The organism is Streptomyces sp. NBC_01198, assembly GCF_036010485.1.
In the GTDB taxonomy this organism is placed as follows: domain Bacteria; phylum Actinomycetota; class Actinomycetes; order Streptomycetales; family Streptomycetaceae; genus Actinacidiphila.
In genome coordinates, this window is sequence record NZ_CP108568.1 from 4987860 (window position 1) to 5002337 (window position 14478).

Annotated in this window: 9 protein-coding genes; 4 read left to right on the plus strand and 5 right to left on the minus strand. The window is 72.3% G+C overall.

Going from position 1 to position 14478, the window contains the following annotated elements:
• The first annotated feature begins 418 nt into the window (after nt 1–418).
• The 3 genes from OG702_RS22315 to OG702_RS22325 all read left to right on the plus strand — a co-directional run bounded on the left by OG702_RS22315 (nt 419) and on the right by OG702_RS22325 (nt 5790).
• A complete protein-coding gene (locus OG702_RS22315; RefSeq protein WP_327290685.1) occupies nt 419–2995 on the plus strand; it encodes a bifunctional FO biosynthesis protein CofGH in 2577 nt (858 codons plus the stop codon).
• A gap of 282 nt (nt 2996–3277) precedes the next feature.
• A complete protein-coding gene (locus tag OG702_RS22320; protein ID WP_327290686.1) occupies nt 3278–4513 on the plus strand; it encodes a phosphodiester glycosidase family protein in 1236 nt (411 codons plus the stop codon).
• A gap of 173 nt (nt 4514–4686) precedes the next feature.
• Nucleotides 4687–5790 (plus strand): ADP-ribosylglycohydrolase family protein, encoded by a 1104-nt coding sequence (locus OG702_RS22325; RefSeq protein WP_327290687.1) that lies wholly within the window; start codon nt 4687–4689, stop codon nt 5788–5790.
• A 109-nt stretch (nt 5791–5899) separates the two neighbouring features.
• Here the strand turns inward: OG702_RS22325 and OG702_RS22330 are convergent, their stop codons facing one another.
• From OG702_RS22330 to OG702_RS22350, 5 genes are all read right to left on the minus strand, one after another.
• Nucleotides 5900–7474, minus strand: coding sequence for a sodium:solute symporter family protein (locus OG702_RS22330; protein ID WP_327290689.1), 1575 nt, complete (start codon nt 7472–7474; stop codon nt 5900–5902).
• Between the two features lie 371 nt (nt 7475–7845).
• Complete coding sequence (locus OG702_RS22335; protein WP_327290690.1) at nt 7846–9042, minus strand: aminotransferase-like domain-containing protein; 1197 nt, start codon at nt 9040–9042, stop codon at nt 7846–7848.
• A gap of 221 nt (nt 9043–9263) precedes the next feature.
• On the minus strand, nt 9264–9473 hold the full coding sequence (locus tag OG702_RS22340) for a DUF397 domain-containing protein (RefSeq protein ID WP_327290691.1): 210 nt from the start codon (nt 9471–9473) through the stop codon (nt 9264–9266).
• A 252-nt stretch (nt 9474–9725) separates the two neighbouring features.
• Complete coding sequence (locus OG702_RS22345) at nt 9726–10580, minus strand: helix-turn-helix domain-containing protein (RefSeq protein ID WP_327290692.1); 855 nt, start codon at nt 10578–10580, stop codon at nt 9726–9728.
• Nucleotides 10581–11066: 486 nt separating this feature from the next.
• Nucleotides 11067–11768 carry a GOLPH3/VPS74 family protein gene (locus tag OG702_RS22350; protein WP_327290693.1) on the minus strand — a complete coding sequence of 234 codons (702 nt, stop codon included), beginning with the start codon at nt 11766–11768 and terminating at the stop codon, nt 11067–11069.
• Nucleotides 11769–12421: 653 nt separating this feature from the next.
• On the opposite strand from OG702_RS22350, the gene OG702_RS22355 reads away from it, so the two are divergent.
• Nucleotides 12422–14347: a D-alanyl-D-alanine carboxypeptidase family protein gene (locus tag OG702_RS22355; protein WP_327290694.1), complete on the plus strand. Its 1926-nt coding sequence runs from the start codon at nt 12422–12424 to the stop codon at nt 14345–14347.
• Nucleotides 14348–14478: the final 131 nt, after the last annotated feature.

Below are 14478 nucleotides of genomic sequence, written 5' to 3' on the forward strand. Positions count from 1 at the left end.
CGCTGGCCGCGGTGGCTTCACGGTGCCCCTTCCGCGGGGGGCGCCCTTCCGCCGGGCGCGGTGCCCGGTCGGTCTCCCTTACGCAGGGGTGCCCACCACCGGCGCGGGGAACTGCGCGACCAGCCCACCACCGTGGCGCGGGTCGTCACCGCCCCAAAGGGGCAGTTGCTGCCGAACCCGGACCACCAGCCGGTGGTGGGTTGCGCGCGCGGTTCCCCGCGCCGGTGGTGGGTTGCCCTCTGCGGCAGGGGGCGCCCCTGGGGCGGTGGCGGTCCGTCGTCGCGCGACGGCCGGTGGGGTCGGAAGGGCAAGGCCACGGGCAGCGGGGGGTATTCCCCGCGGGTGGGAGAGATTGGTGACAGGGGGCGCGGGGCGGCGCGGGCAGTGGAATGTCGCAGGGGCGACCTATGCTCGGGGGATGACCTCGCCGCTGCCCACCGAGAACGCCATGCGCCGCGCCCTGCACCGCGCAGCGGAAGGTGTCGCCCTCGACACGGGGGAGGCCGCCGTGCTGTTGCAGGCGCGCGGCGGCGACCTGGAGCGGCTGGCCGCGACGGCGGCCCGGGTGCGGGACGCCGGGCTGGAGGCGGCCGGCCGGCCCGGCGTCATCACGTATTCGCGGAAGGTCTTCATACCGCTGACGCGGCTGTGCAGGGACACCTGCCACTACTGCACCTTCGTGACCGTGCCCGGCAAATTGCGCCGGGAAGGCCACGGCATGTACCTCTCGCCGGACGAGGTGCTGGACATCGCCCGGCGCGGCGCCGAAATGGGCTGCAAAGAAGCGCTGTTCACGCTCGGGGACCGCCCGGAGGACCGCTGGCCCGAGGCGCGGGAGTGGCTGGACGCGCACGGCTACGACGACACCCTCGCGTATGTGCGCGCGATGTCGATCCGGGTGCTGGAGGAGACCGGGCTGCTGCCGCACCTCAACCCCGGGGTGCTGTCGTGGACGGATCTGCAGCGGCTCAAGCCGGTGGCGCCGTCCATGGGCATGATGCTGGAGACGACGGCGACCCGGCTGTGGTCGGAGCGCGGCGGCCCGCACTTCGGTTCGCCGGACAAGGAGCCCGCGGTACGGCTGCGGGTCCTGGAGGACGCCGGCCGCTCCAACGTGCCGTTCACCACCGGCGTCCTGATCGGCATCGGGGAGACCTACGAGGAGCGAGCCGACGCGCTGTTCGCGATCCGCCGCACCGCCCGCCGCTACCACGGCGTCCAGGAAGTGATCGTCCAGAACTTCCGCGCCAAGCCGGACACCGCGATGCGCGGCATGCCCGACGCGGAGCTGGAGGAGTTGGCCGCGGCCATCGCGGTGGCCAGGGTGGTGCTCGGCCCCTCGGCCCGTATCCAGGCGCCGCCGAATCTGGTGGACGGCGAGTACGCCCGCTTCATCGAGGCCGGGATCGACGACTGGGGCGGTGTCTCGCCGCTGACGCCGGACCACGTCAACCCCGAGCGCCCGTGGCCGCAGATCGACGACCTGGCGGCCCGCACCGCCGACGCGGGCTTCGCGCTGCGGGAACGGCTGACCATCTACCCGGAGTTCGTGCTGCGCGGCGAGCCCTGGCTCGACCCGCGCCTGGTCCCGCACGTCCGGGCGCTGGCCGACCCCGAGACGGGCCTCGCCCGCGAGGACGCCGTGGTGACGGGCCGGCCGTGGCAGGAGCCCGACGAGGCCTTCCCGGCGGCCGGCGGGCGTACGGACCTGCACCGCACGATCGACACCGAGGGCCGTACGTCCGACCGCAGGGACGACTTCGACGACGTCTACGGCGACTGGGAGGAGCTGCGCGAGCAGGCGGCGCCCGGCATGGTGCCCGACCGGGTGGACGCCGACGTCCGCAAGGCGCTGTCCACCGCGGCGGACGACCCGACGAGGCTCACCGACGCCGAGGCGCTGGCGCTGCTGCACGCCGACGGCCCGGCGCTGGACGCGCTGTGCCGCATCGCGGACGACCTGCGGCGCGATGTCGTCGGCGACGAGGTCACGTACATCGTGACGCGGAACATCAACTTCACCAACGTCTGCTACACCGGCTGCCGTTTCTGCGCCTTCGCGCAGCGCCGCACCGACGCCGACGCGTACACGCTCTCCCTGGACCAGGTCGCCGACCGGGTCGAGCAGGCGTGGGAGGTCGGTGCGACCGAGGTGTGCATGCAGGGGGGTATCCACCCGGACCTGCCGGGCACGGCGTACTTCGACATCGCGCGGGCGGTCAAGGCCCGTGTCCCCGGCATGCACATGCACGCCTTCTCGCCGATGGAGGTCGTCAACGGCGCCACCCGCACCGGGATGTCGATCCGCGACTGGCTGATCGCCGCCAAGGAGGCGGGCCTGGACTCGATCCCCGGCACCGCGGCGGAGATCCTCGACGACGAGGTGCGCTGGGTCCTGACCAAGGGCAAGCTGCCCACCGCCACCTGGGTCGAGGTGGTCAGCACCGCTCACGAGCTGGGCATCCGCTCCTCGTCCACCATGATGTACGGCCATGTGGACCAGCCCCACCACTGGCTCGGCCACCTGCGGCTGCTCGCCGAGATCCAGCAGCGCACCGGCGGTTTCACCGAGTTCGTGACGCTGCCCTTCATCCACACCAACGCGCCCGTCTACCTCGCGGGCATCGCCCGCCCCGGCCCGACCGCCCGCGACAACCGCGCCGTGACCGCGATGGCCCGGCTGCTGCTGCACCCGCACATCACCAACATCCAGACCAGCTGGGTGAAGTTGGGCGCGGACGGCGCGGCGGACATGCTCCGCTCGGGGGCGAACGACCTCGGCGGCACGCTGATGGAGGAGACCATCTCCCGTATGGCGGGCTCCAGCTACGGCTCCTACCGGTCGATCCGCGACCTGGTCGCCATCGCCGATGCCGCGGGCCGCCCCTCCCGGCAGCGCACCACCCTCTACGGCGAGGTCCCCGCCGAGCGCGTCGCCGCCGGCCTGTGCTCCGACGGCCACCTCCCCGAACTGCTCCCCCTGCTGGGCGAATAACCCCTCTGCGGGGAGCACCCCGGGCCACGCGGAACTGCGCCCCGGGGCACGGGCGCGCGGGAAGTGCGCGCCCAGCCGCATCACCGCGGCAGCAAAGCGCCCACTGCGGGTGGCAGCCGCCAGAAGAGGGGCCCGCACCGTCTCCGCGGCCCAGCGGCCGGCGCGGTCGTATGAATGCGCGCCGCAGGCGAGTCTTCACGGCCGCGTCGTTCCGTGTTCGCGTCCGGGCGCCGGGGGAGTGATGTAGTCGGGTCGTATGAATACCCGAGAGGCGGAGGGGACATGAGGCGACGTCAGGCAGGCATGTGCGCGGCAGCGCTGCTCGCGGCGGTGGTGGCCGGGACGGTCGGCGGCGCCGGCAGCGCGCAGGCGGCCGCGGGACCGGTGACGTACGGTCAGGAAGAGCGGCTGGCGCACGGCGTGGACTACCAGGACTTCACCGTGCAGGCGGTGCAAGGCACCGTCCACGGCCACCTGCTGACCATGGACCTGAGTGACCGGCACGTGCGAGTCGACCTGTTGACGCCGGGCGCGGTGGCCGCCCGTGCGGCGGTCTCGCAACTGGCCGACACCCGGCACGCGGTCGCCGCCGTGAACGGCGACTTCTTCAACATCGACGAGACCCAGCACCCCGGCGTCACCCCCACCGGCTCCTCCGTCGGCCCGGAGATCGGCTCGGGCCGCCAGCTGAAGGCGGCCGTGCCGAACGCCCAGCGGTTCGGTCCCGGACTGCCGTCCGGCGAGACGACCCAGGACGTGCTGGGCGTCGGCGTCGACCGCAGGGCGCGGCTGGACACGCTGACCCTGCACGGCCAGGTGCGGACGGCACAGGGCACGTACCCGCTGGGCGGCTTCAACCAGTACGCGCTGCCGGTCGGCGGCATCGGCGCGTACACCGCGGACTGGGGCGCGACCTCGCGCGGCCGGGCCGTCTGCGGCAGCGACACCTCGCGCGCGGCCGGCTGCAGCACCGACACCTACGAGGTCGCCGTCCGTGCCGGCCGCGTCGTCTCGGTGGCGGACACCCCCGGTGCCGGCGACGTCCCGCGCGGCACCACCGTCCTGCTCGGCCGGGACGCCGGCGCCGACACCCTGCGTACGCTGCGGCCGGGCGACCGCGTACGGGTCGACGAGCACCTGGCGCCCTCGGCGACCCGCGTCCCCTACGCCTTCGCGATCGGCGGCTTCCCTGTGCTGCGGGCCGGCGCCCCGCTCGCGGGCCTCGACGACAAGGTCGCCGCGACCAGGACCGCGGCCGGCTTCGGCGACCACGGCCGGACGCTGCGGCTGCTGGCCCTGGACGGCAGCGCCGAGTCCAACGCCGGCCTGACCATCGCCGAACTGGCCACCGTGATGCGGGAGCTGGGCTGCGACAACGCCGTCAACCTGGACGGCGGCGGCTCCACGACGCTGGTCGCCCGCGACCCGGGCGCCGCCGCGGTGACCGTGCGCAGCCACCCGGCGGCCGGCGTCGAGCGGCCGGTCGCCAACGGGATCGGCGTTCTCGCCACCCGCTGAGGCGGCGCTGAGCGCCGGAGCGCGCGCCGGGGAGATATCCCGCCATCTCCCCGGACGTGCTCCTTCCGGGACAACCCTCACCTACCCCGTGCACCCCTTCCGCTCCTGGCCACGTCGGCTATCGTGCAGGCGCAGAACGGGTTCGGATCGGGGGAAGATCGAAGGGGACCGCTTTGACCGCTGTCTGGGGACGCGCGCAGCAGCAGGACTTCCGCAGCCGCGTCCGTGGCTGTCTGCTCGGCGGGGCGATCGGCGACGCGCTCGGCGCGGGGATCGAATTCGAGTCCTTCGAAGCCATCCAGGGCAACCACGGACCCGACGGGGTCACCGACTTCGTCACCGCCTACGGGCGGCGCGGCGCGGTCACCGACGACACGCAGATGACGCTGTTCACCGTCGAGGGCCTGATACGCGCGCAGGTGCGCCGGGACACCGGCGCCTGGCACCCGCCCACCGACATACATCGCGCGTATCGCCGCTGGGCGGCCACCCAGAGCGAGTGGGGGCCCGACGAGCGGCGCAAGGACGCCGGCTGGCTCGCCCGCGAGGAGTGGCTCTACGCGCGCAGGGCGCCGGGCAACGCCTGTCTGAGCGGGCTGTCCGACGACCGGATGGGCACGCTGGAGGAGCCGAAGAACCCCGGTTCCAAAGGGTGCGGCACGGTGATGCGCTCCGCGCCGTTCGGTCTGCTGGTCGGCTGGGAGCCGCAACTGGTCTTCCAGCTCGCGGTGGAGTGCGCGGCGCAGACCCACGGCCACCCCACCGGGCAGCTGGCCGCGGGCGCGTTCGCCGTCATCATCCACGGGCTCGCCCGCGGCGAGGCGCTCGACGGCTCCGTCCAGCACGCCCTGGCCCTGCTCGGCGCGCGTCCCGGCCACCAGGAGACCACCGACGCGCTGCAGAGCGCGCTGGGCGCCGTGCGGCAGGGGATGCCGTCGCCGCAGCGCGTCGAGGCGCTGGGGGAGGGCTGGACGGCGGAGGAGTCGCTGGCGATCGGCGTCTACTGCGCCCTGGTCGCCGAGGACGTCCGGCACGGGCTGCTGCTCGCCGTGAACCACTCCGGCGACAGCGACTCCACCGGGTCGATCTGCGGGAATCTGCTGGGCGTCCAGCACGGGGAGACGGCGCTGCCGCCGGCCTGGATCGCGGAGCTCGAAGGCCGGGCCACGATTCTCCAGCTCGCGGACGACTTCGCCATGGAGATGACGCAGGCGCCCGCGCTGCACGGCCCCTCAGGCGCCAGCCCGGCCTGGCTCGACCGCTACCCGGCGGCGTGACCCCGGTTGCCCCAGCCCCCGCCGGCGGGCGGTCCGGGGAAGGTCCCGGCGGGGGCTGGGCGAGCGGGGCGGACGGCGCGCAGGCAGGGGCGGCCGCCCGCCGGCCGGACTACTCGGTGGCCGCGGTCGGCCGCAGGACGTCGTCCCCGGCCTCCGAGGGTTCGGGCAGTGCCACTGCCGCCGCCCCTCCGTCGTCGGAGTTGATCTTCGCGAGCAGCGCGTCCCGCTCCGGGGTGTCCTCCGGCTTGATCCACCCGACGACGACGTAGAGCACCAGCGAGACCGCGAGCGGCAGCGAGATCTGGTACTCGAGGTTGACCCCGCCGGACACGGCGTCGTTGATCGGGTAGTTGAGCAGGTAGAAGGCGAAGAGGCCCAGCGCCCAGCTGGTGAGCGCCGCGGTGGGTCCCGAGCGGCGGAAGCGGGGCAGCAGGCCCAGCATGAAGGGGATCGCGATCGGGCCCATGAGCCCGGCGACCCACTTGATCACCACCGTGATGATGTCCTTGAACGTCGCCGAGTTGACCTGCGTGGCCACCGCCATGGACAGGCCGAGGAAGGCCAGCGTGGTGACGCGGGCCGCGACGAGCCCGACGCGGGTGGTCCACTCGCGGGCCTGCCGCGAGAAGGCGGGCGCGATGTCACGGGTGACGACGGCCGAGATGGCGTTGGCGTCGGAGGAGCACATGGCCATGGTGTGGGAGAAGAAGCCGACCACGACCAGGCCGAGCAGCCCGTGCGGCAGCAGCTGTTCGGTGAGCAGCGCGTAGGAGTCCGAGCCGTCGGGCTTCTTGGCGTGCACCAGCAGCGGGGAGATCCACATCGGGAAGAACAGCAGGACCGGCCAGACGAACCACAGCGCCGAGGAGAGCATGGCGCTGCGGGTGGCCTCCTTGGCGGAACCCGTGGCCATGTACCGCTGGGCCTGGTTCCACATGCCGCCGTTGTACTCGAAGGTCTTGATGAAGAGGTAGGCGAGCAGGAAGACGGTGGTGTACGGGCCTGCGGTGGGGTGGCCGTGGTGCCGGAGGGCCGGTTCGTCCCAGACCTTCCAGATGCCGCTGACGCCGCCGATCTTGTTCAGCGCGGCGACCAGCATCGCCAGACCGGCCACCAGCTGGATGGCGAACTGGCCCAACTCGGTGAGCGCGTCGGCCCACAGCCCGCCGACCGTGCAGTAGACCGCGGTGATCGCGCCGGTGATGACGATGCCCTGGGTGATGGTCACCCCGGTGAAGACCGACAGCAGGGTGGCGATGGCCGCCCACTTGGCCCCGACGTCGACGATCTTCAGCAGCACGCCGGACCAGGCCAGCGCCTGCTGGGTGGTCAGGTTGTAGCGGTTCTTGAGGTATTCGAGCGGCGAGGAGACATGCAGCCGGGAGCGGACCCGGTTCAGCCGCGGCGCGAAGAGCTTGGCGCCGATGGCGATCCCGATGGCGATGGGCAGCGCCCAGGTGACGTACGAGGTGATGCCGTACTGGTAGGAGATGCCGGCGTAACCGGTGAACATCACCGCGCTGTAGCCCGACATGTGGTGCGAGATGCCGGACAGCCACCACGGCATCCTGCCACCCGCGGTGAAGTAGTCGCTGACGGTGTCGACGCGTCTGTGCGACCACACGCCGATCGCGACCATAACGCCGAAGTAGGCGATGAGCACGGTCCAGTCGAGACTGTTCATTGTCCCCTCCAGGGGATCCGCCTTGTGAACGGGACGCACTTCGCTGTGGCGTTCGTCCGGGCGGGTCGCCCCCGTGCGGGAGTGGGGACTTCCGGGATTGAACCGCCGGCTCGGAGGCCGGTCAAGGGTTCTGGCGTTCAAGAGTCTGAATTCAGATCAGAAAGCCGAACGATTTTGCTCGCTCTTTACTTCCTTTGGCATTGTCATGACCCGGACCGCGAACCCACGATGAGCGGGCACTTCGCTGGGCGCGGCACCGTACGACGCCTGCCCGCAAGGACGCCTGCCCGCAGGCGGGCACGACGCAGCGCCGTACGGGAGCGGGTCCCGTACGGCACGGAAAGGGGTCGGGAGAAGGCGCTGGCGGACCGTCAGCCGAAGGCCAGTGCCAGGCGGCGCAGCCCCTCGGTGATCTCCTCGGGCGTGTGCGTCGTGAACGACATCCGGAGCGACGCCAGGTCAGGCGCGGCGGCATAGAAGGGAGCGCCAGGTACGTAGGCGACATCATGCGCGATCGCGTTACGCAGCAGCGCGGTGGCGTCCTGGCCCGCCGGCAGCCGCACCCAGACGAACATCCCGCCCTCCGGACGGTTCCAGGTACTGCCGGCCGGCAGCGCCGTGGGCAGCCCCGCGAGCAGCGCGTCGCGGCGGGCCCGATAGGCCGTACGCACCCGGCCCAGATGCGCGTCCAGGTCGTTGTCCGCCAGGTAGCGGGCGGCAGCGGCCTGATCCACCGTCGAGGTGTGCAGATCCGCCGCCTGCTTGGCGATCACGCAGGGCCGCAGCAGCGCGTCGGGCGCCCGCAGCCAGCCGAGCCGCATCCCGGGCGCCATCACCTTGGAGAAACTGCCCAGCAGCACCGTACGGTCGGCGGCGTCCTCGTAGGAGGTGATCCACGGCTGCTGGCCGCCCTCGAAGCGCAGTTCGCCGTACGGGTCGTCCTCGGCGATCCACAGCCCGTGCCGCCCGGCCACCCGGGCGACCGCGCGGCGGCGCTCGGCGGGCAGCGTGCGGCCGGTCGGGTTCTGGAAGTCCGGGATCAGGTAGAGCAGCTTCGGCCGCTCGCGCAGCACCAGTTCCTCCAGCGCGTCCGGCAGCACCCCGTCGTCGTCGGTCGGCACCGGCACCACCCGGGCGCCCGCGAAGCCGAAGCACTGAAGCGCGGCCAGATACGTCGGATTCTCCACCAGCACCACATCGCCCGGCTCCAGCAGGACGGTCGCCAGCAGCGCCAGGCCCTGCTGCGAACCGCCCGTCACCAGCAGGCCGTCCGCGCCGGTGGCCAGCCCCCGCCGGGTCAGCCGGGCGGCCACCGCGGCCCGCAGTGCCGGATCGCCCTCGGTGGTCGAGTACTGCAGCACCGTGCCGGCCCGCTCGGCGAGCACCCGGTCGTACGCCGCCCCGATGCCGTCGGCGTCGAAGAGTTCGGGGGCCGGCAGCCCGCCGGCGAACGAGATCACCTCGGGCCGGGCGGTCAGCGCCAGGATCTCCCGTACCGGCGAGGCGCCGGTCTCCCGCGCGCGGGCGGCGAGTGCGGGCAGAGCCGTGGCTGCGGCGGTCGTCGTCATGTGCGGCAGCCTACGAACATTCGATGTACTGTCCAGACACTTTTCAGCATCCGGCCGACGATCGTGCCCCGGGGCCGGGGCACGGGGGCGGGCACGTGCCCCGGCCCTGGACAGCAGCGAGCCCCCTCGGCCAGGACGGCGGCCGGTCGAGAGGGCCTTTGCGGTCGTGCTGTGCGGTTGTGCTGCTGGTACTGCGGTCGGTACCGGCGGGTGCCGGAGGATCAGCGCAGGTCGTACGTACCGTGGTCGACGTCGGTGACGAAGGCCGACCACGCCTGGGGGGAAAAGGTGAGGACCGGACCCTGCGGGTCCTTGGAGTCACGGACCACCACGGCTGCGACGGCCGGGGACTTCACTTCTACACAGGCACCGTTTCCGGTGGACCGCGAGGACTTCCGCCACGCGGGGGTGCTGCCCAGCTTGATTGCCATCTCTGCTCCGGTCTGTGCTGGTGACGGCGGCGGGGTGTACTCCGCAATTGCATCGAGCATGGAGATGTGGTGTACACCACTGCCTGACTGCGCTCGACGCTACTCGCCAACATCACCTACCGGGTGGGGCCTTCACCCACCAGGTGGCATATTCCTTGCAACGCTTGCCAGTTGGCCGGGCGGTAGAGTATTTTGACCGCCTTCACCCGAGGCGTCCCCGTCTGCCGCCCCGCCGGAACCGGTGCGGCCGGCTCAGGCGAAGCGCTGGACGGCCTCGCCGATGAACTGCCGGGTCGCCTCCGCGCTCAGCGCCTGCGCCCTCAGATGCTCGTACATCACGCTGTACGCCTGCACATCGGTGTCCTTCTCCAGATACAGGTCGCTGGTGACGCCCTCCAGGTAGACCACCGTCGCGTCGGTGGCGTCGGTGAACTCCAGCACCGCGAACTGCCCGCTCAGGCCCGGGTGCGCGCCCGCCTCGAACGGCAGCACCTGGACGGTGACATGCGGCAGGTGGCTCAACTCCACCAGGTGCTCCAGCTGTTCACGCATGATCTGCGCGTCGCCGACCTTGCGGCACAGCGCCGCCTCGTCCACCACCGCCCACATCCGCAGCGGCCCGTCGGGATCGGTGATCCGCTCCTGGCGGCGCATCCGCACGTTGACCCGCTTGTCGACCTGCTCGGCCGTCGCCTCCGGCAGATTGCCCGCGATCATCGCCGACGCGTACCCCGGGGTCTGCAACAGGCCAGGCACCACCTGGGGTTCGAAGACCCGCAGGCTCGCCGCCTCGGTCTCAAGACCGATGTAGACGCTGTAGGGGATGTCGCCGAAGGCGTGCCACCAGCCCTGCTGGCGGGACTCCTTGGCCATCTGCATCAGGGATTCGACGATGCGGACGTCCTCGACGCCGTACACCCCGCACAGGTCACGGACATCGCGCTGGCTGATGCTGCGCCGCCCGTTCTCCAGGCGGCTGATCTTCGACTGGGACACCAGGAGCCGGGCCGCGACCTCCTCGGCCGTCATCCCCTTCTCCTCACGGAGCTTGCGCAGCTCCGACCCCAGACGGCGGCGCCTGACGGTGGGGTTGACGTTGGCGACCACAGGAACTGCACCTCCACGATGATCCGTACTGATGGTCAGCAGCCTGCCACTAGCGGTCATCACCGCGCTGGCGAATGGTCGTAACAAACTTGCCCGGTGCGTACGCCGGGGCGCACGGGGCGCGTGAGCCGCCGCTGGGGACTCCGTTTGCGGCGCAACGGAGCCCGGGGCGGAAAAACGTGCCGCGCGGGGCGCCGGGCCCCGGACATCGGTCCGGCGCCCGTCACCCCGCGCGGCACAGCGGCTCCCGGAGGGGATCTCACTGCGGACGGACCTGACTCCGCGATGCCCTGTCCCTGCCGACGGGCACCGCAGCCCGCCCTGCGTCGTTGCGGGTTGCGTTACGTGGTGCGCGTTGCTCGTTGGTGCCGGTACCGCCGGCACGGTTCGTACGGGGGTGCTGCTCGCATCATGCTGTTCTGATGTTCAGCTGTTCGGATACTGCCGTGTGCTCGACGTACTGGACGTACTCGGACGCGCTGGACCTCAGCGGGCGCCGGCCCTGACCATCGTGCCGTGTGCCACCGCTCGCTGAGCCTGGGCGGGTGGGCGCTTCGGCTGCGCGGCCACGCCGTTCTGCACGTCCATCACGGCGTGCGCGACGAGCCCGCCCATCGGGTCGTACCTGATCAGGTCCCGCAGGCGCGATCGGGACGACCGGCCCTCGTTGCCCGGGTACAGATGCTTGCCGAGCCCCACGGAGTGGGCGAGTGCGGCGAGCGCCGCGGTCCGCGGGTCCGGCGGTACGCCGGTGCGGATCGCACTGTCCAGCCGGGACCTGATCTCCCGGCTGACCGCGCTGTCGGTCGCCTGATACCGAGTGGTCGGCAGCACCCCGCACATCTGACCCGGGACGGCATGCACCATGCCGCACCGCTCCAGGTGCGCGAGATACGTCTGGCGCAGCCCCAGCCGGGGCCCGCCGATCCAGTGGACCGCCCGCACCGGGCTGCCGCGACGGCGCAGCAGTTCCAGCGCGGAGTCCAGAGTCGGATCTCCGGTCGGCCGTGGATGCACCACGGCGATACGATCCCCGTCAGGGGCTATCCGTCCGGCCAGAGCCAGCTCGACGAGCTGTGCTCCGGCGAGGCCGAGGTCGAGTGATTGCGGCTGCGCCGTGGTCCCGGTCGTCGGGTCCAGGGCGAGCAGCAACAGCTCTTCCGGAATTGTTCTGCGGCTCTTGCCCATCCATGCCTCCCCGCGTGGATGAATGACAGGGTGACGCCTCTCACACCGGCCTGTCGAGAGCGCCTTCTCCATATCGGCGGGAACCGACTGGTATGTCGTTCTCGTCTACGGGGGCGGCGGTGGTGTCGCTGACGGGCTGCGGTCCTGTCGCGGGACTATGGCGAATGAGGGTCAGGACGGGCAGGGGCGTCATCGGGCGCCCCGAACGATGTGTGGAGGAGGTCTGCGTGGCGGGCGAGTCCCCCGGCAGGGAGCAGCAGCACAGGACGTCGGGGGAGGTGGCCGACACACCGGCCGCGGATCCGAGACTGGTGGTGTTCCGGACGTCTGTTGAGGCACGTGAGGCGGCTGTGGTGGACGCCTCGCCCGTCCGGCACGAGGGCCCGCCTGTGGGCGGCGTCCGGCCGGACGACCCGGAACCGGTCGATCTGCCGGGCTCCGGCGCCCGTTCGCGCACCGCCGTCGCATCCACCGAAAGTACCGCCGAGGATACGCCGGGTGACGTCGCGGTCGTGGACGGGACCCCCGGTGCGGCGACGCCGGCCGCCCCGCCGACCCCGGGTGACCCGGCGGCGGAGCCCCGGAAAACGGAACCGAATCGTGATCCGGTGGCTGGGGCCGAGGGTGTGGATGGGGCTGATGGTGCGACTGAGGTGAGTGAACTCTCAACTCAGGAGGCGGACGCCGAGGAGGAATCCGCGCCGGACGACACCCCGGAGGGCCCCGCCGCCGACGCGCCCGAGGACGCCCCGGGGCGTACTCCGGTGGCCGAAGCGGGCGCCCGTACGGCGGGCGACCGGGCGGGTGAAGTCTCCGCTCCGGCGTCCGGGGCCGGGCAGGAGCCCGGGAACGCGGCGCCGGCCGCTCCGGCGGACGCACCCGGGGACGCTCCGGCCGCTACGGAGGCCGCACCCGCCCAGGCTCCGGCCGCTACGGAGGCCGCAGCGGAAGCGGAATCCGCCGCCGGGTCCGGGAAGGCGCCCGGGAAGGCCCCCGAGGACACCCCCCAGGAGGCGCCGGACGCAGGACTTGAGGACACCGGGGTGCACCGGGCGGCGGTACGCAAGTCGCTGCTGCGGCCCCTGATCTCCGATCTCCCGGCCGAACGGCCCGTCGGACGCACCGGACGCCCGGCGGCCGGCGCCACGCCCGCCTGGGCGGCTTCCACGGCCTCCGGGACGCCGGCCGGCACCGACGCAGGACCCGACGCGGAACGGGGCGAGGCCGTCGGCCCCGACGGCACGCGGGCCATGCCGGTGCCGCAGGTGCTCCCGGCCGGCTCCGGCAGCACCGGGGCCACCCCGCTCAAGCTGCTCGCCCAGCTCACCAACACCCCGCCCCCCAAGCAGACCGCGCTGCGCACCGTGGCGCGGCGGTTCAAGATCTGGACCCCGCTGGTCGTCCTGCTCGCGGTGATCTTCGTCGTCGTCCAGGCCGTACGCCCGCTGCCCGCCACCAGCCTCCAGCTGACCACCACGTCCTCGTACGCCTTCGCCGGCGCCCCGCTGCCCGGCGTGATGCCGTGGCCGGGCGAGGGGCAGTCGGTCGCCGAGGTCGAGGGCCTCGGCTCGCTCGGCGTGCACGGCGCCCAGAACCCGGTGCCGATCGCCAGCCTCACCAAGGTGATGACCGCCTACGTGGTCCTGCGCGACCACCCGCTCACCGGCAAGCAGAACGGCCCGCAGATCACCGTCGACAAGCAGGCGGCGAACGAGTCCTCGTCCACCGAGGAGTCCACCGCGCATGTGACGACCGGCCAGAAGTTCACCGAGCGCCAGATGCTGCAACTGCTGCTGGTCCCTTCGGGCAACAACATCGCCCGGCTGCTCGCCCGCTGGGACGCCGGCACGCAGGAGGCATTCGTCACCAAGATGACGTCGGCGGCCGGCTCGCTGGGCATGACCCACACCACGTACACCGGCGCCAGCGGCTTCGAGGAGACCACCGTCAGCACCGCCGTCGACCAGCTCAAGCTGGCCCGCGAGGTGATGAAGAACGAGGTCTTCCGCTCGGTCGTCGCGCTCCCCAACGTCGCCGTCCCCGGCGTCGGCAAGATCTACAACAACAACAACGACCTGGTGAACCCCGGCGTCGTCGGCATCAAGACCGGATCGAGCACGCCGGCCGGCGGCGCCCTGATGTGGGCGGCGAACAAGAAGGCCGGCGGCAAGGAGCAGTTGATCCTCGGCGTCGTCCTCCAGCAGCACGGCGGCACCACCGTCAACGACAGCCTGCAGACGGCCCTCGACCGCAGCCAGAAGCTCATCGCGTCCGTGCAGGGCGGACTGACGTCCGCGACGGTCGTCACGAAGGGCGCGGTCGTGGGCGAGGTGCACGACGGGCTCGGCGGTTCGACGCCGGTCGTCGCCGGCGCCGACCTCACCGCGGCGGGCTGGCCGGGCCTGCACTCCACCGTCACCCTCACCCCGCGGGCCGGCGGCCTGCCCCACAGCGCCAAGGCGGGCACCGTGGTGGGCACCCTCACCATCGGCAGCGGCACCGCCCGCGTCTCCGTCCCAGCGGTCCTCAGCACCGACCTGGCATCCCCGTCCTTCACCTCCAAGCTCACCCACTTCTGACCCCCTGGGGGCTCCCTCCCGGGGAGCCCCCCAACCAGCCCCCGCACGCTCAGCCCGAAGTGCCGGGCCCAGGCCAAGTGGCCCCAGGGGCGCGGGGAACGGCGCGACAAGCCACCCACCGGGAGAAGGTC

Bases quoted from the DNA above. Each gene is read 5' to 3' on its own strand.
- OG702_RS22315 (WP_327290685.1), top strand. From the start codon at position 419: ATGACCTCGCCGCTGCCCACCGAGAACGCCATGCGCCGCGCCCTGCAC.
- OG702_RS22320 (WP_327290686.1), top strand. From the start codon at position 3,278: ATGAGGCGACGTCAGGCAGGCATGTGCGCGGCAGCGCTGCTCGCGGCG.
- OG702_RS22335 (WP_327290690.1), bottom strand. From the start codon at position 9,042: ATGACGACGACCGCCGCAGCCACGGCTCTGCCCGCACTCGCCGCCCGC.
- OG702_RS22350 (WP_327290693.1), bottom strand. From the start codon at position 11,768: ATGGGCAAGAGCCGCAGAACAATTCCGGAAGAGCTGTTGCTGCTCGCC.
- OG702_RS22330 (WP_327290689.1), bottom strand. From the start codon at position 7,474: ATGAACAGTCTCGACTGGACCGTGCTCATCGCCTACTTCGGCGTTATG.
- OG702_RS22340 (WP_327290691.1), bottom strand. From the start codon at position 9,473: ATGGCAATCAAGCTGGGCAGCACCCCCGCGTGGCGGAAGTCCTCGCGG.